We start from the raw sequence: 22487 nt of genomic DNA, 5'->3' as shown, positions 1-22487 counted from the left end.
GATCCGGTTAGGCCTCGATCCTGTTTGCGGATCGCAGTCGGGCAAAGCTTCTTGCCAACAGCCTTGACACATGCATCTGGGAGACACCCAGTTCCGCGCTGATCTGGGACTGCGTCAGATTGCTGTAGTAACGCAGCAGGAGGATGCGCTGCTCGCGCTCGGGCAGCTGTACGAGCAGATGCCGTACGAGATCGCGGTGCTCGACCCCGGCGAGCGCGGGGTCCTCGTAGCCGAGCCGGTCCAGCAGCCCGGGGAGCCCGTCGCCCTCCTGGGCGGCCTCCAGCGAGGTCGCGTGGTAAGAACGTCCGGCCTCGATGCAGGCCAGCACCTCGTCCTCGGAGATCTTCAGCCGCTCGGCGATCTCCGCGGTGGTGGGTGAACGGCCGTGGGCGGTCGTCAGGTCCTCCGTGGCGCCGGTGACCTGGACCCAGAGCTCGTGGAGCCGCCGGGGGACGTGGACGGTGCGCACGTTGTCCCGGAAGTACCGCTTGATCTCCCCGACGACGGTCGGCATGGCGAACGTGGGGAACTGGACCCCGCGTTCCGGGTCGAACCGGTCGATGGCGTTGATCAGGCCGATCGTGCCGACCTGGACGACGTCCTCCATCGGCTCGTTACGGCTCCGGAACCGCGCCGCGGCGTACCGCACGAGCGGGAGGTTCGCCTCGATGAGGGCGGCCCGCACCCGGCCGTGCTCCGGGGTGCCCGGCTCCAGATTCTTGAGCTGCCCGAACAGCACCTGGGTGAGCGCCCTGGTGTCCGCGCCCCGGGTCCGGGCGGGCGGCGTCGTGCTGTCGGGCGTCTCGGTGGCGATCGTCTCGGCGGCGATCGTCTCGGTGGCGACCGGCCGGCTCGTGTCGACCGCCTGATGCGGTCCGAACACCGGGCTCGTCTGGACGGACTGGGGTGGCACTTGAGGCGCTGTACTGGCCGGCACGTTGGGGCCACCCCTTTGCGGTCAACTTCGGTCAACTCATCCGTCAAAAGCGGTCATAGCATCACAAGACATGTCCACTGTGTGCAAGCACCGTATAGCGTCGTGTTGGGTTCAACTTGGTTTAAACACCAAAAAAAGCCCCTCACCGTGTCGGTGAGGGGCCCGGGGGCCGTCCGGACCGGCAGGGAAGCCGGGCCGGCGGGGTCAGAACGGGTAGTCGGCGATCACCCAGGTGGCGAACTCGCGCCACTGCCCGGCGGCGGCCTGATGGGCGGGGTGCTCGATGTACCGCTTCAGGGCGTCCTGGTCGGCGACCGCGGAGTTGATGGCGAAGTCGTACGCGATCGGCCGGTCGGTGATGTTCCAGGCGCACTCCCAGAACTCCAGCTCGGGGATCTGCCCCTCCAGCTCCCGGAAGGCCTCCGCCCCGGCGACGACCCGCGGGTCGTCCCGCTCGACGCCGTCGTTCAGCTTGAACAGGACCAGATGGCGGATCACGGTGTACTCCTACTTCACGAGCGCGGACATGAAGTCGCCGACGCCCTGTGCGGCACTCGAAACGCCCTCGAACCCTACCTGGACGAGATCAGCCGCCCGAGCCGGGGAGGTGATGATCGTGTACAGCACGAAGACGACTATCACGTAGAGAGCTATCTTCTTCGCTTGCACCACAGCCCCTGCCTCCCCTTCGATCCCCTGTTTCGATCTCCTGTGCAGTCGGGCGATTCTATCCGCACGTATGGCCGCACTCCTCGGAGGTTTCCGACCACTCACACGGCTTTTAGGGACCAAGGACCCGACGATCGGGGCCCTTCGCCCGCCCGCACGGCCGCTGCGGCGGAGCAGGATGGATGGTGAGCCCGGCGGATGAGGCAGGAATCCGAAGGGCTCGGAACGGGCCCCCACTGTGGGGTCCTCGCCGCGGGCCACCCCCCTGACCGCGACGAGGACCGGCGGGCCCCGTTCTCACCGGGGGAAGCGGCTTGTCCCCCCGATGCCGCTTCCCCCGACCTGAGCATGGGCGGCGAACTGTGGCCCCGCACGACGACGATCGCGCGGGGCCACGGCCATGTCGGCCCCGGGCCCGGGGCTTGGCCTTGGATTTGGCCCCTGTGCGGGGGGCCCCGCGAGCGCGGGGACCACGGATTCATGAGGTCACGCAGAAGCTCGGTCCGGGGACCATCCCCGCGCGCGCGGGGACCACACCACGGGGTCCCGGCCGCCGACAGCGACCGGGACCGTCCCCGTGCACACGGGGACCAGCAATGCTTGATGAGCAAGCCGGGCCCGGTGAAGGGACCAACCCCGCACGCGCGGGGACCACTCAAGGTCGTCCCGGAGGTTCGTGGTGTGAGTGGGCCCAACCCCGCACGCGCGGGGACCACAGAACCTTGCGGCCTACGCGGACGTACTCCGGGGGTCCACCCCCGCACGAGCGGGGACCACCACAGGCGCCCCATACGGATGATGGCCATCTTGGGACCAGCCCCGCACGCGGGACCACGGTGGCCCTGCCTACTCATGTGAGTAGGCAGGGAGACCAACCCCGCATGCGCGGGAACCACGGCCAGCAGATGCAGTCCATGAGCGACTGACAGGGCCCAACCCCGCACGCGCGGGGACCACGGGCGAGAAGGCGCGAGAGGCCGTCCAGGTCGGGCCCAACCCCGCACATGCGGGGACCACCGGCACGGCGCGAGCGAATGCCCGGTCACCCGTGAACCAACCCCGCAGGCGCGGGGACCACACGGACCCGTAGAACGCAGCCCGGTAGGCGTTGGGACCAACCCTGCATGCGCGGGGACCATGCCTGCGCCCTGCCCCGGCTCGTACGGCCGGGGGGGCCAGCCCCGCACACGCGGGGACCACTGGGCGCAGCTCGGCTTTCGCACCACGTTCATGGGACCAACCCCGCACGCGCGGGGACCACCGTGCGACGGGCGAGGAGCTGCCGGTGTGTGCGGGACCAACCCCGCACGCGCGGGGACCACCGGGTGCTGCTCATCCAGCGTCGCTGGGAGCCGGGACCAACCCCGCACGCGCGGGGACCACGGATCCCCCACTCGCCAGACCTATTACCTTCGGGGACCAACCCCGCACGCGCGGGGACCACCGAGAAGCAGAAGAACGGCCGCTCCAGGGCGGGGGACCAACCCCGCACGCGCGGGGACCACCCGACAGGGCGGTTGTGTGCTCGTACGCTGGCAGGGACCAACCCCGCACGCGCGGGGACCACTACAAGGTCCGCAACGGACAGAAGACCAAGCAGGGACCAACCCCGCACGCGCGGGGACCACGGTCTGGCGTTGGTGGGGATCTGGGGTCCGAGGGGACCAACCCCGCACGCGCGGGGACCACCGCCACCGAGGCGGCCGGGCCCTCAGGCCGGAGGGACCAACCCCGCACGCGCGGGGACCACAAGGCGACCCGCGGCATCCGGACGCGGAGCGCGGGACCAACCCCGCACGCGCGGGGACCACCGGTCGTACGCCTGCAAGGCGGTCTCGGACCGGGGACCAACCCCGCACGCGCGGGGACCACCGCAGGGGGACGATAGCCGCTGTCGGTGATCAGGGACCAACCCCGCACGCGCGGGGACCACTTCTGCTGATGGCGGGCCACGACTCCGGGGAAGGGACCAACCCCGCACGCGCGGAGACCACCCGGCGGTGAGGTGCCGGAGATCCGAGTGCTGGGGACCAACCCCGCACGCGCGGGGACCACTTCGCGTAATTCCTGGCGACCGGGTTGAGCTGGGGACCAACCCCGCACGCGCGGGGACCACTCCCGCCGCCGGCCGGTACCCCGCCCCAGCTCGGGACCAACCCCGCACGCGCGGGGACCACTTGCCCAGCTCCCCGATCAACCCGTCCTCCAGGGGACCAACCCCGCACGCGCGGGGACCACACGACGTCCGCGATCCTCTGGGAGAGGACTCCGGGACCAACCCCGCACGCGCGGGGACCACCGAGTTCGTAGACGAGGGGGTGGAGCAGTGACGGGACCAACCCCGCACGCGCGGGGACCACGTGGGGCATCCCGCCGGGACAGACCCCGGTGACGGGACCAACCCCGCACGCGCGGGGACCACGCGTATGCCCAACTCTGGGAAAAAATCCAGGAGGGACCAACCCCGCACGCGCGGGGACCACAGCGCGGTACCGAACGTGCCGTCCTTCGACACGGGACCAACCCCGCACGCGCGGGGACCACTACGCCGCCGCCGAGGCCGACATGGGTCACCAGGGACCAACCCCGCACGCGCGGGGACCACCCACCACTTTTGATCGAAAGCCGGTTTGCCGAGGGACCAACCCCGCACGCGCGGGGACCACGGGATCGGGGCGCCGTCGATGCAGCTCGGCCGGGGACCAACCCCGCACGCGCGGGGACCACCGAAGGAAGAGAAGGCCAGAATGATCGCCTTCGGGACCAACCCCGCACGCGCGGGGACCACGTCACCGATGAGAACGAGGCGATCGAGGCCGAGGGACCAACCCCGCACGCGCGGGGACCACCGGCCCGGCCTCGGCTACCCCCGCAAGAGTTTGGGACCAACCCCGCACGCGCGGGGACCACAGCAATTGACCTGGTGCTTTATGCGGGCAGGGAGCTGTTTTTACCTACTTTCTTCGATCCCGGCAAAGCCATCTCTTCCCCTCTTTCCGGACAGGCAAGGAGCATCGTCCCGCTTCGTCACCCCCCGCCGTACCGTCTCCTCTTCGCCGCCTTGCTCCAGCCCTGGCGAGGGACTTCCGGCGGTTTCTGTGCGGCGCGTGGGGCTGCTGGGTTCGGGCGGTGGATCAGGGTGAGGCCCTCGTGGTCGGTCGGGTGCCAGGTGTGGTCGTGGGTTTCGAAGGTGTAGCCCTGTTCGTTGTTCGTCTGGTAGGCCAGCAACGCCCTGCCCTGGCCCGCGTATTGGCGGACCTCGTTCCACAGGGCCTCGCGGATGCGCGCCGAGGGTGCGCCCAGGAAGACGCCGGGCGAGATCTCCAGCAGCCAGCGCGTGAGGAAGCCCCGCAGACCGACGGGACAGTTGGTGAGAACGATGACGGTCACCAGATGATCTCGTCCCCGTAGTTGCGGCCGCTCTCCACATGGCGGTCGCCGTCGGACTGGAGGGTCACCCGGTCCTGCGGGGCCCCGTTCGCCTCCGCGGTGTCGCGGGTGCCGTCGTAGCCGAGCAGTTCCTTGATGTCCCGGACGCAGCGGTCGAGGAGCCCGGTGCGGGCGATCTGGTCACGGAGCATTCGACGGGTCCGTGTCGCCACGTCCTCCTCGCCCTCGGCCGCCGCGTCGAACGCCACGGGGATCGCGATCTCCGTCCGGTAGAAGTCCGCCACGTCCATGACGAACGAGCGCTCGTGCCCGGAGTGCACGAACCCCAGGCCCGGGGAACAGCCCAGGGCCGCGACCACGGAGTGGGAGACCCCGTACATGCACTGGGCGGCGGCCGTGATCGCCTGGTTGGGCGCGTCCCCGGCCGAGAAGTCGTCCCGGTTGTACTCGCGCCGGCGCCAGCGCACGCCCGTGCGTGACGACTCCCGCTTGTAGCAGTCCCTCAGACGGCTGCCTTCCATCCCGAGGAGGTTCTTCCGGGTCCGGCCCGCGGTGTCCTCGCCCGGGAAGCGCAGGCGGTACATGGCGCGGGCCACGTCCAGCCGGGTGCGCTGGTTCGCCCAGGCGGTGGCCTGCGCCTCGATCAGGCCCGAGGAACGCGTCAGCGCCCGCCCGCCCGCGTAGTACCTCACACCGTGCTCGCCCACCCAGACCACCCCGGCGCCGGATTCGCCGAGGAGGGCCATCGCCTGGTGGGTGACGCGGGTGCCCGGACCGAGCAGCAGCGTGCCGATGGTGGCGGACGGGAGGTGTGTGACGCCGTCCGCGTCCTCCGCCGTGATCGCGTTGGAGTCCCGGTGCACGGTGCAGCGCTCCAGGTAGACGAACGAGAGACGGTCCCCGACCCGGGTGAGTTCGCGTGGTGAGGAGGCTCCCCTGCGGCCGACCGTGCTCATGCCGGCTCCCGTACCGCCGGGGCCAGGGTCATCAGGCCGCAGCCGTACGCCTTCGCCTTGCCCAGGCCGTGGGTGAGCGTGCGGCGGAAGAGCGCCGCGTCCGTGATGCGCAGGCGGCCGTCGAAGGTGACCCTGGTGATCCGTACGTCGTTCCCGCCCGTCTTCGCCGGGGGACGGCGGAATCTCATCGGGACCTGGTCGCGGACGAGCAGTTCGTACGCGTCGCCCTCGGGCAGCAGTCTCCGTTCCACCGGCTTCTCGACGATCTCGAAACCGGCCGACTCCTGCCGCTTCAGCAGCCACTCCATCTGGTGACGGGGCGTCTTGTGCGCGGCCCGCTTGGTCCGCTCGCCCTCCTTGACGTACTCGTGGCGGATGTTGTGCACGGGGTTGGCGGTGAGCCTGAACGCCCAGGTGTCGCCCGGGTGGAGAGCGGCGAGGAAGTCGTCGTACGCGAATGTCGTCCACCCCGGCTCGTCCGAGGCGGGCCAGCCCGCCTGCTGGACGAGTCCGGTCAGGTCGGGGCGGGTGGGGCTGACGATGTACAGGAGCGTCTCGGAGGTCGTGTTGCGGTCCATGCGCCACAGCACCCGGGGGGCGCTCCCCTCCCTGGACGGTGGTGTGGCGAAGGACATGTTCACCGCTCCGTGCATGCGGTGCGGCGAACCGAGCAGCTGCCGGGCATCGGAGCGGCCGGTGTTCACACGGAATCGGGTGAGGTACATCAGGCGGTCCTCGGTGTGACAGATGTGACGGGCGTGAGCAGGGCGGTGGGCTCATGAGGCGGAGGTGACGGCTGTGGCGATCCGGTCGTGCCGGGCGCGGGAATCCGGAGCGTCCGGACGCCGCGCAGCCCGTACCGCCGGTGCCGCGGGTCGAAGCTCATCGGCAGGTCGCGCAGCGTGAGGTCCGGCCGGATCTCCGGCGGGCTGTCCAGGAGCAGGTCCAGATGCGTCGCGCCGGACGCCGCCAAGCGCCGCCGGAACCGTGCGGACGCCTCCCACTCCGCCTCGCGCAGCGCTTGTTCCAGGCCCATGTCCAGCGGCTCCCCGATCGTGATCGGCTCCGAGGGCGGGCAGGAGCGGCGCCCCAGATACGGCAGGAAGACGGGCTCCAGCAGCGCCTCGTACAGCCGCTGCACGAGCGCCGCCTCGCCGCTCACACCGGCCACGAACACGGCGTCGGTCAGATAGAAGCGCTCCGACAGCGGCATCGCCTTCAGCGTGTCGCTGTGGTGCGCCGTCTGGAAGTCCCGTAGCCGGGTGCCGGGCTGGTCGACGCGGACGCCGAACCCCAGCGCCGCCAGGTCGGAGAGGTCGGCATCACGCCGTCGCCCCTGGGCCGCGGCGAGGAGGCCGAGGACTCCGCTCTTCGTCGGCGCGTTCTCGGTGGTGCGGCGCACGAAGCGGGCCGCGGACCCCCAGGACTGCAAGGGGCCCGCGAGCCGCATCAGCAGCACGGTCATGCCCGGGTCCCCGAAGCGGCGGTGTTCGAACTGGTGGCGTCCGAAGCGCCGGCATTCGAAGCGGTGGTGTCCGAGGCCGCCCCGTTCCGGTCACCGGCAGCCGTCCCCGGCGTCAGCCGGGCGACCACGGCGTCCCCCACGGCCGTCAGCAGCTCGGGCAGGTTCACCTCGGCGCCCAGCACGTCGAGCGCGCTCGTCTCCTCACCGACCCGCAGCACCCAGCTGTGCCTGGTGCCCTGCTCGGCCCCGGCGAGTCCGTACCGGCCTTCCAGCTCCGGTACGAACGTGGCGAGCCGATCGCAGGCATTCCGGAGGAACCCGCCGTTCCGCTCCGGCTCGACCGGCTGCTCAAAGGCTCCGACGTAACTGATCGGCCGTCGGGAACGGACCTTGACGATCACGGCGGACGGCAGCGTCTGGTTGCCGAAGGTGTTGATCTTCCCGGTCGGAAGCGAGGTGATGAAGCCTTCGAGGAACGCGGTGACCGCGCGCCGGGTGGCGTCCGCCGGCTGCTTCTCGTCGTCCCCGCCGGAGCCCAGGTTCTCCTGGAGGCGATTCACGTCGACCGCCGCGTACCGGTAGAGGGTCGCGGAGTTGAACTCGACGGTGCCGATCATCCCGGCGCCCGGCTCGTCACGCGTGTTCCTGTCGTCGACTGCCGTGTAGTAGTCCGACTCGACCTCCACCGGGTGCACGCTCAGCGCATGGGCGACCTGCACGGCCGCGTCCACGTTCAGATCGGTCGAGTCCGCGACCATGCGCCCGAACAGCGCGATGTCCACGGAGTGCTGGGTGTCGACGGCCTGCTTGGCCCGGTCCTTGTTCGCCTTGATCTTGAGGAAGTCCTTGAGCGCCTTGACGTCGCCGCCCTTGCCTCCCTCGACCGCCAGCGCGGCGAGCGCGCTGAACTGCCGGTTGCTCAGGAACATCAGGTACCCGGACTCCCCGGCCAGGTCCTCGGCATCGGCGTCGGCGTCCTTGCTCTTGCGCTTGGGCACGGAGAGCTTCGATCCCGTCGCCGTGGAGATCGTCTCGGCAGCCAGCTCCAGCGCGGCGGCGCGCGTCAGCGACGCATCGAGCTTCTGGACGCGCCCCGCAAGCTCCTCGGCGACCTTCTTGGTGCGGATGCCCAGCTCCGACGCGTCGAGCAGTTCGCCGAACGCCTCGCGCGTGGCCCGCTTCCACGCCTGGCTGGACACCCGGGAACGCCGTACACCGCCGTACGTCGCCGACTTCGGCGTCCCCGTGTCGTCCCGGTTCAGATTGCTCGGAGGGACGGTCTGGAGGATGTGGATGTCAAGAATCGTCCTGGTCACGTGCTTTCAGGTCCTCTGCTCGGTCGGGGTGCGTGAAGTGGAAGTGGTGCGGCGAGGGGGAGACAAGAGGGGGAGAAGGAGAAGGGGGAGGGGAAGGGGGCAAAAGTAGGGAGAGAAGGAAGGACGGCTGCGGGGTGTCACTCCCCGGCCGCGTACCCGCCGTAGGTGCTGTCCTCTGCGCTTGCGCCGCCCTCGTCCGCGCTCAACGTCGTATCGATCGCGTCGGCATTCTCGGCGTCCGGCTGCTTCCCCTTTCCGGCACGGGGAGCGGACGCGGCCAGGTGGAACTCGCGCCCCCACTCGCGTTGCACGCCGGCGCGCGCACTCCGGTCCTGCCACTGGTAGAGCTGACCGGCCAGGCGCGCGTAGTCGAGGGGCGGCGGCTCGGACACGCTGCGCAGGAGCGTCACGATCTCCCTCAGCCGCACGGCCACGGACGGGAACGACTCGGCCGTACCGACACGGACCAGCCGCTTGCGCAGCGGTGACTCCTCCTCGTCCGCGCTCTCCGCTTTCTTCAACCGGATCAGCGCACGGACCGCACCCCCGAGGTCCTTCCCCCTGACATGGGTCTTCTGGCCAGGACGGGACTGCTGGTGCAGCGCCCACAGCGTCGAGGCGAGGAAGACCGCCTCCTCGGCGTCCTCCCGGCGGGCGGAGCCCGAAGCTGCCTTCGGCATCAGCTCGGCAAGCTTCTCCAGGGCGTCGAATCCCCACAGCTCCGGGATCTCATGTGCCCTCTTGCCCGCGCCGCGCCGCAGCTGGGCCATCTCCGCCACGGCCGCCGGATCGTCCTTGAAGTAGCGGAACTGGAGCTGTGCGACATATGTGTGCGTCGCCTGCTCGACCAGTTCCCGAACCGTCGGTCCGTCCTTGCCGCCGACGTGACCGGCTGTCTGCGAGGTGCTGCTCATACGGTTCCTTCCGGCCCTTCCGGGCTGTTGTCGTCGGGGCGGTGGCCGTCGGCGGGAGGTGCGGAGGGCGGCTTCGGCAGCACCTTGTTGATCCGGGTCCGGAACCACAGGTCCGCCCGCGAACTGTCGACCCAGCGCTTGCCGACCCCGGGCAGCTCCACCACACGCCCCTCCGCCGCCGCCCGGCCCGCGCCGTCGAGCAGCTCGCGACCGAGGGCGAGGACGATCCGGCGGACGGTGGCCTGCCAGACGGCTCGCGCGGCAAACGGGTCCACGTCCTCCCCGAGGCCCACCACCCAGTGCCGGTACGGCCCGTCGAGCGCGCCGAACCCCTGATCCCGCGCGGTGTCCGTGGCCGGGCCGGGCGGTGCCCCCGCCGCACGGGCGAGATTCCCCGCCAGATGCCCCAGCGCGGCCACCGCCTTCTCCGCGTCCGCGACCGCGTCCACCGCCGCCGCCCCGTGCAGCGGACGGTGCTCGTGGAGCAGCACGATCGGCAGGGTGATCCCGTCGTCGACCACCTCGTCCACCACCGACTGCTGTGTCCCGTACACCGCACCGACGAGCCGGGTCCGGAACAGCGACTTCTCCGGCAGAACACCGTCGCTCGGGTCGGAGAGCATGGCCAGCCACCGCACCACTCCGGACGGCTTGCTCTCATCCGTGCCCCGGCCCGCTGCCCCGCTGTCCGACTCCTGTGGGTACAACAGGCTCGCCAGACCCCGCCAGGCGGCTCGGGCCGGATCGTGCTGACGGGGGAGGTAGACCAGGGGGCGGCCCAGCTTCTTCTCCTGCGGGCGGCTGCGCCGCCACCCGGTCATGGGCTCCGCCTTCCACCGGTTGACGGGGGTGAGCGGGTCGCCGTAACCGAGCACGACGCCCGTGACGTCATCGCCTTCGGTGTGCAGGAGCAGCCGTCGTGACTGCCAGGTGTAGAGGTCGCGCGGACCGGCGGGCCGGGGGACGGACGGGTCGCCGTCCAGCACTCCGGGACCGGGCGGGGACTCACGTCGCCAGACCGGCAGGTCCGTGGCCGGGTCCGCGATGAACTCCACGATGTCTTCCCCGGTCGGGACCAGGTTCAGCAACAGCGTCTCGCGCAGCGTGTGCCCCTCGGCGTGGACGCCGCCGAGCGTGCCCACCCATCCGACGCCCTGCGGGTAGACCTTCCCGCCCTTGGCCCGGTCGTCGCCCTCCATCCCGGACTTGATGCCGGAGGAGTCGTAGGCGTGGGTGTGCACCAGCCAGCGGGCCGCCTCGGCGAGGCTCAGCCGGTCGACGCCCGGCCGGCGCATCGAGAAGAACGCCTCCCCGTTCGGTACGTCGGCGACGATCCGGTTCAGCGAGGCGACCTCGTGCTTCGCCGTGTGCAACCCGGCGACCTGGAAGAACGGACGCTCGGGGTGGAGCAGGTCGAAGCGCTCGCGGTGACGTTCGAGATAGTCCGCGACGACGGCGAAGGACTTCTCGTCGCGCCACAGCTCCTCCCAGTCCTCCAGCGTGGCGGGGGCACCGGACCTCCCCCCGTCGGCCTCGTCGAACGCGTCGTACAGGATCGCGAGCAGCAGCCGCAGCAGGGCGAACTCCTGGGTGGGCAGATCGCCCACCAGCCGCCGCAGGGTGTGGGCCTGCGCGAAGACGTCCGTGAGCGACAGCTCGTCCGTCGTGCCGTCCTCGCGCTGCACGGGCAGCCAGGGACGGGAGACCAGGTCGAAGGAAGGCGTCATGGGTTCGAGCCCCTTGGTTGTGCTTGTTCTGCTTGTTCCAGTCGCTCCGCTTGCCCTTTTTGCTCGTTTTGTTCCGCCAGTTCCGCCAGTTCCGCCAGTTCCGCCAGTTCCGCCAGTTCGGGCCGGGCCACTCGTCCGGGCTGTCGCGCTTGCCCTGCCCGTCCCGTCGGCCCCACCCGCCCCGCTTGCCGCGCCCATTCCGAGCGTGCCGACAGGACCCACCCGGAGCCCGTCATCGGCGCTGTAGTGCATGTCCAAGCCTGACAGGCGGGTCTGACAACGCTCGTCGAGCACGAGCAGCAACTCCCCGGCCAGCCAGGGGCATTCCTTCACCTGCCAGGCCGGAACGACGAATCGCTCCAGCTCGGAGATGGTCCGGTCGATCACGCCCCGATGCGTCAGGGGGCGCGGCAGCGTCAGCGCACTCGCGGCAACCGCCTCGGCGGCCCGGCGTACCGGAGGCGCGTGCTCCGGAAGGTCCAGCCCGCCGCGTCCGCCGTCGAGCCAGCCCACCGTGGTCAGCCGCCCGTCGTCCCGCCGCTGGACGACGAGCACCTCCAGGGTCTCCTCGCTGTCCCGTACCTGGGCCCGTCCGGTACGGCTGTCGTCGGCGTCGCCGGCGTTGCCGTCCAGCCAGCCGATCACCGGCCGCCCGGCCCGCCGTACCGGAGCGAGCCGGAACGCGTCCGCGCGTACCCGCTTCTCCGTGAGCCGCTTCAGATACTTCCGCCGGGCGTCGGCCAGTACGGGCGCCCAGTGCTCCGGTCCGCCCGGCCGGTCGTCGTCGTAGGCGGCCTGCACGAGCGGGCTGATGTGGTCCGGCAGCACCAGCGGGGTGCCGTCGAGGTGCGGACCGAGCACGGCGAGCGACCGGAGAAGGGTGTGCGCCCCCTGGTACACGGCGAGCGAACCGCTTACGGGTACGGGTGGATCGACGCCCCAGTCCTCCACCCCGGTCACCAGACAGCGGGCCTTCGCCAGGAGCGGTGGACGCGTACGGGGATGGCGGTGCAACCGCCCCATGCGCTGGAGCATCAGGTCGACGGGGGCCAGGTCGGTGACCAGGAGGTCGAAGTCGATGTCGAGCGACTGCTCGACGACCTGGCTGGCCACGACGATGCGCGGCCCGGCGGGCCGGTCGCCGCCGGGCCCGAACCGTTCGCGCAGGTCGGTGTCCTTGCGGGCCCGGTCGGCGGCGAGGAACCGGGAGTGCGCGACGGTCACGGCCTCCGTGCCGAAGTGTTCCCGCAGGAGTGCGGCGGCCTCCAGCACCCGGTCGACGGTGTTGCGTACGACCAGCGCGCATCCCCCGTCCCGCAGCTCGCGCCCCAGCCGCTCCACCAGCGCCGGGAGGTCGTCGTCGAGCCGTTCCACCACCACTTCGGTACGCCGCCCCGAGGCGGGCTCGGGGCGGGCGGTACGCACGGCGCCCCCGGGCTCGACGGCGGTGATCAACGGGTAGGCATCGTCCGGGAGATGCAACGCATCGGCCAGCTCGGGCGTCTCCTCCCCGGCGTACGCGGCGGCCAACTCGCGCCTCCTCACCGCAGGCAGGGTCGCCGAGAGCATCACCACCGGCACCCGGTAGGCGGCCAGCCACTCCAGCACGCGATCGAGGTATGTATTCATATAGGCGTCGTAGGCGTGGACTTCGTCGATGACGACGACCTTGCCCGCGACGGCCAGGTGCCGCAGCGCGAGATGCCGGCTCTTGAGCCCGGCGAAGAGCACCTGATCGATGGTGCCCACGGCGAAGGAGGCGAGCAGCGCCTTCTTGCGCCCGCGCAGCCACTGGTGGGCGTGCAGTCCGGCCGGGTGGGCGGGATCGGCCACCCCCGCGCGAGAGATCTCCTCGTCCCCGTCCAGCTCGACGGCGGCGATCGTCCGGTTCCCTTCCTTCGTCATCCCGGCCCACACCTCGTTGAGCGCGGCCTTGGCATGGGCGAGGACCACGGAGAGCGGACCGCCCGAGGGGAGACGGCCCAGCCAGTTCAGCAGCCGGGGGAACATGGCGTCACCGGTGGCCCGGGTCGGCAGCGCGACCAGGCAGCCGCCCGCTCCGGTACGGGCCGCCAGGATCTCCGCCGCCGCGAACGCGGCCTCGGTCTTGCCCTCGCCCATCGGCGCCTCGATGATCAGCAGCCCGGCGGCGGGCATGCTCCGGGCCATCCGTACGGCTTCCTCCTGAACGGGTCTGATACGGGCGCCGTCCGGCAGCTCGAAACGGTCCCGGAACAACTCCTCGGCGCTCTGCTCCGGCATCTCAGGCCGCCACGGCCCCGGCAGATCCAGTCCCGCCCACGCGGCATCGAGCCGCCGGAGCTCGCCGTCTTTCCCTCCCAGCGAGGCCCAGGAGGCGGGATCGTACGGAAACAGTTCGGAGGAGCTGGCGATCCAGTCGGAGACGATCACGATCGCCGTCAACACCACCTGGACGGTCTGCGGCAGCCGCACGCCCTGCCACTCCGCGAACCGCCCCTCCACCCCGGCCCGTCGCGCGCACGCGTCCAGCAACTCGTACTGCACGGAGCGCCAGACGTCCTCGCTCTCCCCCCGGGTACGCAACAGCCGTGGATGCAGGGCGAGATCACGAATCTGCCGGTGATCTGGAGGCGTCCCGTGATGCCCACCGGCCACCACCGCGAACTGCCCCGAGTCCCGCCCGCTCCACCCGAACCGCTCACCCAGCCATTCCTGAATGAGCAGCTGCCCGGCCAGCCCGTGCGGGGCCATCCGGCGATCCTCGCCGAACTGCTTCTGGTCCGGCATGTCGAGCCCGGCCCTCCGCATCCGGTGGGCAAGCCCCTCCACCTGACATGCGAAGGCCGGCGTCGCCTTCCCGATGTCATGCACACACGCCAGATAAACGGCAAGCCGCCGAGCATCCGCCGCCCCCTCGGGCAGCACCTCCGCGACGAGCGCCTTCACTCCTTCCGGCACCCACACATCCCACAGCCGCCCGGCAACGGCAGCACTGTCCGCCATGTGCCGCCACAGGGGGAGCCACTCCTCGGTCGCCCGATCGTGCTTGCCCCAGGCTGTCCGCGCTGCGGGGGACAACTTGGCGTAGGCGGAGAGGACTTCGGATTGATCGCGGGACATGGGGGTATTTGACACGAGCGGATGCCGTTCATGTGTCGGATTCCGAAACAGATCACAACTGAACGCTTTTGACGGTTTACGGGGTCAGGTCGCGGAGCTCGCCGCGAGGCGCAGAAGGCCAACGAGGAGGACTCACCGTTACCCGAGCCGGGGCAAGTCGGGTCGGGACGGGCTGAGCAGGCTGATCCGGCCCACCACGGTGAACGCGCTGGACCGACCCCGCACACGCCGGAACCACCAGCCGTCGAGGGCCTACCCACAGGGCCCGCCGAGGCCAGCCAGCCCCGCATGCACGGGGACCACTAACCGGGTTCAGGCGTGATCGTCGGACCGCCGGGACCAACCCCGCACGCGGTGACCGTCAACCTACTCACGTGAGTAGGTTGACCCCCTCGGGAGCAACCCCGCACCTGCGGGGACCACGTCCCCGAGCGCCAGCGGGACGTGCTGGGCAAGGGAACAACCCCGCACGCGCGGGGACCATGGTGCGGGCGGCCTCCTGGGCGAGCGAGGTCGCACGGTTGCCGGCGGGACCAACCCCGCACGCGCGGGGACCATGAACCGCCAGCCTTCGACGCCTGACTGAAGACGGGACCAACCCCGCACGCGCGGGGACCATGAACCGCCAGCCTTCGACGCCTGACTGAAGACGGGACCAACCCCGCACGCGCGGGGACCATTGATGGGGTGGGAGCGGCTGCACGTGCCCCACGGGACCAACCCCGCACGCGCGGGGACCATCCCGCCACCCAACCGCAGGGCATCCAGCCCACGGGACCAACCCCGCACGCGCGGGGACCATGAGAGCTCCCAGGAGTGCCCGCCGCGGTGGCCGGGACCAACCCCGCACGCGCGGGGACCATCAGGTGCGCATCGCGCCGGGGAAGGCTTCACGGGGACCAACCCCGCACGCGCGGGGACCATATGCGGGAGGACGGAGACAAGAGGGTTGAGGCGGGACCAACCCCGCACGCGCGGGGACCATGGCCGGTACCGCCGCCACCAGGTGATCGCCGAGGGACCAACCCCGCACGCGCGGGGACCATAAGCAGTTCCCGATCCGCGTCACTCGGCATCCGGGACCAACCCCGCACGCGCGGGGACCATGGTCACCGCCCCTGTGTGAGGGTGGCGAGCATCGGACCAACCCCGCACGCGCGGGGACCATCCGGTCCGCGCGCGGCGGGCGGTACGGATCTCGGGACCAACCCCGCACGCGCGGGGACCATGCCATCGTCAACGGCTGGTAGCCGGTCTGCAGGGGACCAACCCCGCACGCGCGGGGACCATCGGACCCGGACCGTGACCGTCACCGGGACGACGGGACCAACCCCGCACGCGCGGGGACCATGTCTCTTGGACCAACGCCTCCTGGAGGCGCTTGGGACCAACCCCGCACGCGCGGGGACCATCCGCGGTCGTCAAGCGGGGCGCGGGCGGGCAGGGGACCAACCCCGCACGCGCGGGGACCATAGTTGCTGACCTGCTGGTTTATGGCAGGAGGAGCCTGATTTTGCTTACCTCTTGAGATTCGGGCATTTCGCCGCACTCTCGACTTGGTCACTTGTGCCTCAGTCCCTCGCCGGAACTGAGCGGAGCGGAGCAGAGCAGAACGGAACAAGAGCCGACATCGACTCCGGCGCGGCAGGATCGGTGATGCGCGAACGCCCTCCCGTCCTGCGTTTCCGCAGTCCGGGAGGGCGTCGATGGCGGTAGCGGAGGGATTTGAACCCTCGGTGAGTTTCCCCACACTCGCTTTCGAGGCGAGCTCCTTCGGCCGCTCGGACACGCTACCGAGAGAGAGCTTAGACCATGGCGGGCCGTGGACAGAAATCGGTTCTCAGAGGGTGCGGAAGAAGGACGTCAGGAGGCTCGCGCACTCGTTCTCCAGGACGCCCTGGATGACCTCGGGGCGGTGGTTGAGGCGGCGGTCGCGTACGAGGTCCCAGAGGGAGCCCGCCGCGCCCGCCTTCTCGTCGCGGGCGCCGTAGACCACCCGGTCCACGCGGGACTGGACCAGGGCGCCGGCGCACATGGTGCACGGTTCCAGGGTGACGACCAGGGTGCAGCCGGTCAGCCGCCAGTGGCCCAGGGCCGTCGCGGCGCGGCGCAGGGCGAGGACCTCGGCGTGGGCGGTGGGGTCGCCGGTCGCCTCGCGTTCGTTGTGGCCGGTGGCGAGCAGGGCGCCGTCCGGGCCGAGTACGACGGCGCCGACCGGCACATCGCCGGCCAGCGCCGCCAGATCGGCCTCGGCCAGGGCGCGGCGCATGTGCGCCCGCCACGGGTCCCTCACGGGGTCGTGCGGTTCCGGCGGTCCTTGCGGGTGCGGTGGTTCGCTCACCCGCGGACCCTAACGGACGGTCTCCAGGACCTCGGCCGCGCCCAGCGCGTCCGCGATCTCCACCAGCGCGTCCGTGCGCAGCATCAGGAGTTCGGCCTCGGGGAGCCCGAGATCGGCCAGGATGCGGGTGTCGCCGAGCGGGCCGGCCGGTACCGCGTCGGTATCGGCGTCCAGGCCGTCGTCGTCGACGTCGTCGTGGTTGTGGTCGGTGGTGTCGTGGTCGGCGGTGGTGTCCGGATCGCCGTCCTCCGTGTCGTCGAGGCCGACGAGCTCTTCGAGGGCGGCAATCGTGTCCTCGGCCCCGGGTTCGCGGCCGAGCAGTTCGTCGGTGAGCAGGATCTCCCCGTACGAGGATCGGGCGGCGGCGGTGGCGTCCGACACGAAAATACGGGGGTCGTCCTCACCGTCCACCCGGACGACGCCGAACCAGGCGTCCTCCTGCTCGATGAAAACAAGCACCGTGTCCTCGTCCACCGAGGCCTCACGGGCCAGATCCGTCAGGTCGGACAGGGTCTCCACATCGTCGAGCTCCGTGTCGCTCGCTTCCCACCCGTCTTCGGTGCGCGCGAGCAGTGCGGCGAAGTACACCGTGACTCTCCCACTGGTCATAGGGGTGTCGGTCCGGCGGGAGGGCAGTCGGTGGCCCCGGCTGTCCTGCGTCCCGCCCATCGGAATCGTGGCAGAAACAAGGGCTTCGCGAGAGGAGTTCGGCCGTTGCGTCGGCCATCAGTTCTCCTGGACGCCGCCACCAGGGGGACGCCGGGCATGCCGGGGAGGCTCGGACGGCCGGTTCGACGGCCGGTGCGACGGCTGGTTGGTAGCCGGTCGGCAACTGGTTCGACGGCTGGTCGGTAGCCGGTTCGGCGGCCGGTCCGGGCTACCAGCGGAAGGTACGCATGCGCATGGCCTGACGCATCCGGGCCGCCCTCGCGCGGCGGGGCTGCACCCGGTCGCGGAGCGCCTTCGCCTCGTGGAGCTCGCGCAGGAACTGGGCGCGCCGCCTGCGGCGTGCCGCGTCGCTCAGCTCCGGGTCCTGCTGGGCCTGGGCGTCCCCCGAGCCCTGGGTGTCATCCGGGGCCGGCGCGTCTCCCGAGCCCTGGGTGTCATCAAGGGCCGGCGCGCCTCCCTGGCCCCGGGCGTCCCTCTGGCCCCGGGCGTTTCCCTGGCCCCGGGTGTCCCCTCGGCCCCGGGTGTCTCCCGGAGCGTGGGTACCCCCGGGGGCGTGGGTCTTCCCCGGACGCGGCGCGTCCGGCGCGTCCCGCTTGCGCTTTTCCCCGTCCGGCATCGACTCATCACCCCAACGCTGGGTCCGTATGCCCCCACCTTCCCCCCGAACATGCGATTGATGCCAGCGCACGGGTGCGGGAGGCACGGTTACTGTTGAACCCATGCGGATCCACGTCGTCGACCACCCACTGGTCGCGCACAAACTCACCACCCTGCGCGACAAGCGCACCGACTCCCCGACTTTCCGGCGGCTCGCCGACGAGCTGGTCACCCTGCTCGCGTACGAGGCCACCCGGGACGTGCGCACCGAACAGGTCGACATCGAGACCCCGGTCACACCGACGACCGGTGTGAAGCTGTCGCACCCGCGGCCGCTCGTCGTGCCGATCCTGCGGGCGGGCCTCGGCATGCTCGACGGCATGGTGCGGCTGCTGCCGACCGCCGAGGTCGGCTTCCTGGGCATGATCCGCAATGAGGAGACCCTCAAGGCGGAGACGTACGCCACCCGGATGCCGGAGGACCTCTCGGGCCGCCAGGTCTACGTCCTGGACCCGATGCTGGCCACCGGCGGCACGCTGGTCGCGGCCATCCGGGAGCTGATCGAGCGCGGTGCGGACGATGTCACCGCCGTCGTGCTGCTCGCGGCGCCCGAGGGCGTCGAGGTGATGGAGCGCGAGCTGGCCGGTACGCCGGTGACCGTCGTCACCGCCTCGGTCGACGAGCGGCTCAACGAGAACGGCTACATCGTCCCGGGCCTCGGTGACGCGGGCGACCGGATGTACGGAACGGTCGACTAGACCGCCGACCGGAGAACCTGCGGATACGGCTGCCGGGACGCCCCGGCAGCCGTCAGCAGGACGACGGCGCGGGGGCGGGCTTCGTCAGGGCGGCGAGGGCCTCGGCCGCCGACCCGGGCGTGCTGAACGTCTTGAACTTCGTACCGAGGATGAGATCGATGTCCGCCGTCCTGCGGGTGTCGGTCTTCGGCGTGGCGCCCACCAGTTGCGTCCCCAGGACCGGGAACGACCCGTCCGTCGCCGAGGGGGCGCCCAGCAGCACCCCGGGGCCGGGGACCTTCTTGTCGTACGCGGCCGGGGCGTTCCCCACCTTGCCGATGGTGAAGCCGCGCTTCTTCAGCTCGTCGGCGGCCTGCTTGGCGAGTCCGCTGCGCGGGGTCGCGTTGTAGACGTTGACGGTGATCTTCGACGGCTTCGGCAGCGCCTTCGTGGGCGCGGACGGCTTCGCGGAGGGACAGTCCGTCTTGTGGTCGGCGGCGCTGGCCGTCTTGTCCCCGCCGGTGAAGGCGTCGATGAGCTGTAGCGTGCCCCATCCGGCCAGCCCGAGGGCGACCACGGAAGCGGTGGCAGCGACGATCAGTCTGCCGCGACGTCGGGGGCGGCGCATCCGCGGGTACTTGTCGCCTGTGATGCGGTACTTTCCGCCCATGCCGGGGGGAGTGAGCATGCTCATGGGCGCAGCGTAGTGCGACCCGGTGATGATGCCTACTAAACGATCAACGGATCGCACCCGTCCGGGTGGGAAAGCACCCGAACGAACCCCGCGGCGGCCCTGACCGCGCGGGGGCGCGCAGAGGCGCGCGGGGTGCGCGGGCCGCTCGGGCCCTGCCCGTCGTACGAGGTGTGTGGCGGACGGTGGACGGCGTGCGGTGGACGGCGGTCGTGCCGCGAACGCGGGTTGCGTGTTGCGGATCTCGGGTTCGCGTTACGCGCGTTCACGATCCGCGGGTTCGCATGACGCGGCCGATGTCCCGCGGGTTCGCGTGACGCGGCCGATGTCCCGCGCGTCGCGCCGGTCGTGTCGACCGCGCCCGTCGCGCGGTCGCGTCAGCCCTGCCCGACGTGCCGACCATGCCCGTCGTCTCGACCGTGCTGGTCGTACGAGCTGTCGTACGAGTCGTCGTGCCGGTCCTTGGAGCCCCTGGGCGGGGCCGCTCCGGTCAGCCGAGTTCGAGCACGCGGGCGTGCAGCACCTGGCGCTGCTGAAGCGCGGCACGGACCGCGCGGTGCAGTCCGTCCTCCAGATAGAGGTCGCCCTGCCACTTCACGACATGCGCGAACAGGTCGCCGTAGAACGTCGAATCCTCGGCGAGGAGGGTTTCGAGGTCCAGGTTGCCCTTGGTGGTCACCAGCTGATCGAGGCGAACCGGGCGCGGCGCGACATCCGCCCACTGCCGGGTGCTTTCCCGGCCGTGGTCGGGATAAGGCCGCCCATTTCCGATGCGCTTGAAGATCACACGGAAAGCCTACCGGGCAAGAGCCTCCGGGCGCAGCCACGGGGCCGTACTGCGATGCTGGCGAGAACGCCATAAATGCAGGCATTTCGGAACGGTGCTCCCATGAGTGACAGCCCAAGTGACAACCCAAGCGGCAGCTCTGGTGACAGTCCGAGTGACAGGCCGGGCTCCAACTTGACGGACAGCGGCGGCAGCGACGCGAACGGCGGCCCCGGTACGGGCGCCACCGGCGGTACCGGCGCTGAGAACAGCGGCGCCGATACGGGCCGCGACGGCGGTACGGGGAACGGTGGCGCGGCAAGCGGCAGTGCGGGAACCGGCGGTACGGGGGACGGTGGCGCGGCAGGCGGCGGTGAGGGGGACGGCGGTACGGGGGCCGACGGTGGGCTGCCGGAGCCGGCCCGGGAGATCGCCGCCGGGTACGCCGTCTCCGGGGCCGCCCTCGACCTGGGCGCGCTGCTCTGGGACGGCGTCTGTCTGCCAAAGGCCCAGGTCCGCGTCCCGCTGGCGATGCTCAACCGGCACGGACTCGTCGCGGGTGCCACCGGAACCGGGAAGACCAAGACCCTCCAACTCATCGCCGAACAGCTCTCGGCCCAGGGCGTCCCTGTCTTCCTCGCCGACATCAAGGGCGATGTCTCGGGCATCGCCGCCCCCGGAGTGCCGGGGGAACGGGTCACCGGGCGGGCCGGGCAGGTGGGGCAGGCGTGGCAGGCCGCGGGCTTCCCGTGCGAGTTCTACGCGCTCGGCGGCATCGGCCCCGGAATCCCGCTGCGCGCGACGGTCACCAGCTTCGGGCCCGTGCTCCTGTCCAAGGTGCTGCGGCTCAATCAGACACAGGAGCAGTCGCTCGGCCTGATCTTCCACTACGCCGACGCCAAGGGCCTGGAGCTGGTCGACCTCAAGGATCTGCGGGCGGTGGTCGCGTTCCTCGTATCGGAAACCGGTAAGGCCGAGCTCAAGGAGATCGGCGGTCTCTCCACCGCCACCGCGGGAGTGATCCTCCGGTCGATCACCGCCTTCGAGCAGCAGGGTGCGGCCGCCTTCTTCGGCGAGCCGGACTTCGACACGGCCGAGTTGCTGCGGCAGGCGCCGGACGGGCGCGGGCTCGTCTCCGTACTGGAACTGGCGGCGGTGCAGGACAGGCCCCAGCTCTTCTCCACCTTCCTGATGTGGCTGCTCGCCGACCTCTTCCACGACCTCCCGGAGGTCGGTGACCTCGACCGGCCGAAGCTCGTCTTCTTCTTCGACGAGGCGCATCTGCTCTTCAACGGGGCCTCGAAGGCGTTCCTGGAGTCGATCACCCAGACCGTGCGGCTGATCCGCTCCAAGGGCGTGAGCATCTTCTTCGTCACGCAGACGCCGCGCGACGTGCCCGCGGAGGTGCTGGCCCAGCTCGGCAACCGGGTGCAGCACGCGCTGCGGGCCTTCACCCCGGACGACGCGAAGGCGCTGCGGTCGACGGTGAGGACGTTCCCGAACTCGCCGTACGACCTGGAGGAGTTGCTGACCCGGCTGGGCATCGGCGAGGCGGTGATCACGGTGCTGAGCGAGAACGGTGCGCCGACGCCGGTCGCCGCGACCCGGCTACGGGCGCCGCAGTCGCTGATGGGGCCGTATCCGGCGGCCGAACTCGACGCGGCCGTGAAGGGTTCCTCCCTGTACGCGCGTTACGCGGAGGCGGTGGACCGGGAGTCGGCGTACGAGAAGCTGAGCGCCGATCAGGAGGCGCGGCGCCGTGCCGCCGAGGTGTCGGCCGCAGCGGCGGGCGCGGCTGCGGACAGGGCGGCGGTGGAGGAGGCGGTGCGCGGTGAGGGGGCGGCCGGGCGGGAGGCCCCGGCGGGCCGGGGCCGGAGCGGGAAGGCGGCGAAGGAGGACGCCTCGCTGGTCGAGCAGGTGGTGGGGAGCGGGATGTTCCAGTCGTTGGCCCGGTCCGTCGGGACGCAGCTGGGGCGGGAGATCTCGCGGTCACTCTTCGGCACGGCCCGCCGCAGGCGGTAGACCGGCTCTGCCGGGTGCGGCGAGCTGGGGGGGGGAGGGGGAACGGCTGGTCGGGGAGGTGCGGGGTGCCGTGGGGGCCGCAGGTGCTGCGGGGGCCGCGGGGCGGTGGCGCGGTGGGAGTCGGTTGCGTGGTGCGGGGGCGGGGCGGGGTGGGAGTCGGATACGAGGCGAGGGGCGAGGTGGGGCGG

Annotated in this window: 17 protein-coding genes, 1 tRNA gene and 2 CRISPR repeat arrays; of the genes, 2 read left to right on the top strand and 16 right to left on the bottom strand. The window is 71.1% G+C overall.

What is annotated here, in order from left to right:
- Positions 1-7 precede the first annotated feature (7 nt).
- From ACFVFH_RS10465 to ACFVFH_RS10400, 14 genes are all read right to left on the bottom strand, one after another.
- Positions 8-913 carry an RNA polymerase sigma factor SigF gene (locus ACFVFH_RS10465; RefSeq protein WP_383765783.1) on the bottom strand — a complete coding sequence of 302 codons (906 nt, stop codon included), beginning with the start codon at positions 911-913 and terminating at the stop codon, positions 8-10.
- Between the two features lie 228 nt (positions 914-1141).
- Positions 1142-1435: a Dabb family protein gene (locus tag ACFVFH_RS10460; RefSeq protein ID WP_329869986.1), complete on the bottom strand. Its 294-nt coding sequence runs from the start codon at positions 1433-1435 to the stop codon at positions 1142-1144.
- A gap of 9 nt (positions 1436-1444) precedes the next feature.
- Positions 1445-1609, bottom strand: coding sequence for a hypothetical protein (locus ACFVFH_RS10455; RefSeq protein WP_383765781.1), 165 nt, complete (start codon positions 1607-1609; stop codon positions 1445-1447).
- Positions 1610-2051: 442 nt separating this feature from the next.
- Positions 2052-4516: a CRISPR direct-repeat array (repeat unit 29 nt; unit sequence GGGACCAACCCCGCACGCGCGGGGACCAC).
- Positions 4517-4633: 117 nt separating this feature from the next.
- Positions 4634-4996, bottom strand: coding sequence for a type I-E CRISPR-associated endoribonuclease Cas2e (gene cas2e, locus ACFVFH_RS10450; protein WP_383765779.1), 363 nt, complete (start codon positions 4994-4996; stop codon positions 4634-4636).
- Complete coding sequence (gene cas1e / locus ACFVFH_RS10445; RefSeq protein ID WP_383765777.1) at positions 4993-5952, bottom strand: type I-E CRISPR-associated endonuclease Cas1e; 960 nt, start codon at positions 5950-5952, stop codon at positions 4993-4995. Before cas1e ends, cas2e begins: the two co-directional genes overlap by 4 nt.
- Positions 5949-6677, bottom strand: coding sequence for a type I-E CRISPR-associated protein Cas6/Cse3/CasE (cas6e, locus tag ACFVFH_RS10440; protein WP_383765775.1), 729 nt, complete (start codon positions 6675-6677; stop codon positions 5949-5951). The genes cas1e and cas6e overlap by 4 nt, the downstream gene beginning before the upstream one ends.
- The gene (gene cas5e, locus ACFVFH_RS10435; RefSeq protein ID WP_383765773.1) at positions 6677-7417 is read right to left on the bottom strand and encodes a type I-E CRISPR-associated protein Cas5/CasD; all 741 of its coding nucleotides are present in this window, start codon (positions 7415-7417) and stop codon (positions 6677-6679) included. Before cas5e ends, cas6e begins: the two co-directional genes overlap by 1 nt.
- Positions 7414-8733: a type I-E CRISPR-associated protein Cas7/Cse4/CasC gene (gene cas7e, locus ACFVFH_RS10430; RefSeq protein ID WP_383765771.1), complete on the bottom strand. Its 1320-nt coding sequence runs from the start codon at positions 8731-8733 to the stop codon at positions 7414-7416. The genes cas5e and cas7e overlap by 4 nt, the downstream gene beginning before the upstream one ends.
- Before the next feature lie 137 nt (positions 8734-8870).
- Complete coding sequence (casB, locus tag ACFVFH_RS10425; protein WP_383765769.1) at positions 8871-9647, bottom strand: type I-E CRISPR-associated protein Cse2/CasB; 777 nt, start codon at positions 9645-9647, stop codon at positions 8871-8873.
- Positions 9644-14476, bottom strand: coding sequence for a type I-E CRISPR-associated protein Cse1/CasA (gene casA, locus ACFVFH_RS10420; RefSeq protein WP_383765767.1), 4833 nt, complete (start codon positions 14474-14476; stop codon positions 9644-9646). Before casA ends, casB begins: the two co-directional genes overlap by 4 nt.
- A gap of 335 nt (positions 14477-14811) precedes the next feature.
- Positions 14812-15949: a CRISPR direct-repeat array (repeat unit 29 nt; unit sequence GGGACCAACCCCGCACGCGCGGGGACCAT).
- A 234-nt stretch (positions 15950-16183) separates the two neighbouring features.
- Positions 16184-16271: transfer RNA gene (locus ACFVFH_RS10415), tRNA-Ser, on the bottom strand.
- A 45-nt stretch (positions 16272-16316) separates the two neighbouring features.
- A complete protein-coding gene (gene tadA / locus ACFVFH_RS10410; RefSeq protein WP_383766753.1) occupies positions 16317-16745 on the bottom strand; it encodes a tRNA adenosine(34) deaminase TadA in 429 nt (142 codons plus the stop codon).
- 81 nt (positions 16746-16826) lie between these two features.
- Entirely contained in the window at positions 16827-17405 is a 579-nt protein-coding gene (locus ACFVFH_RS10405; RefSeq protein WP_383766750.1) for a hypothetical protein, read from the bottom strand.
- Positions 17406-17694: 289 nt separating this feature from the next.
- Positions 17695-18102: a response regulator gene (locus tag ACFVFH_RS10400; protein WP_383766828.1), complete on the bottom strand. Its 408-nt coding sequence runs from the start codon at positions 18100-18102 to the stop codon at positions 17695-17697.
- A gap of 103 nt (positions 18103-18205) precedes the next feature.
- Here ACFVFH_RS10400 and upp point away from each other — a divergent pair, with 103 nt between their 5' ends.
- Positions 18206-18841, top strand: coding sequence for a uracil phosphoribosyltransferase (upp, locus tag ACFVFH_RS10395; RefSeq protein ID WP_189546299.1), 636 nt, complete (start codon positions 18206-18208; stop codon positions 18839-18841).
- 52 nt (positions 18842-18893) lie between these two features.
- On the opposite strand, the gene ACFVFH_RS10390 is transcribed toward upp, so the two are convergent.
- Complete coding sequence (locus ACFVFH_RS10390) at positions 18894-19490, bottom strand: LytR C-terminal domain-containing protein (protein WP_383766748.1); 597 nt, start codon at positions 19488-19490, stop codon at positions 18894-18896.
- A 511-nt stretch (positions 19491-20001) separates the two neighbouring features.
- Positions 20002-20298, bottom strand: coding sequence for a type II toxin-antitoxin system VapB family antitoxin (locus ACFVFH_RS10385; protein ID WP_072488263.1), 297 nt, complete (start codon positions 20296-20298; stop codon positions 20002-20004).
- A gap of 387 nt (positions 20299-20685) precedes the next feature.
- On the opposite strand from ACFVFH_RS10385, the gene ACFVFH_RS10380 reads away from it, so the two are divergent.
- Complete coding sequence (locus tag ACFVFH_RS10380; RefSeq protein ID WP_383766745.1) at positions 20686-22299, top strand: helicase HerA-like domain-containing protein; 1614 nt, start codon at positions 20686-20688, stop codon at positions 22297-22299.
- Positions 22300-22487 lie beyond the last annotated feature (188 nt).

The sequence above is a fragment of the Streptomyces sp. NPDC057697 genome (assembly GCF_042799335.1).
In the GTDB taxonomy this organism is placed as follows: Bacteria; Actinomycetota; Actinomycetes; order Streptomycetales; family Streptomycetaceae; genus Streptomyces.
This window is presented reverse-complemented; position numbering and strand designations above follow the sequence as displayed.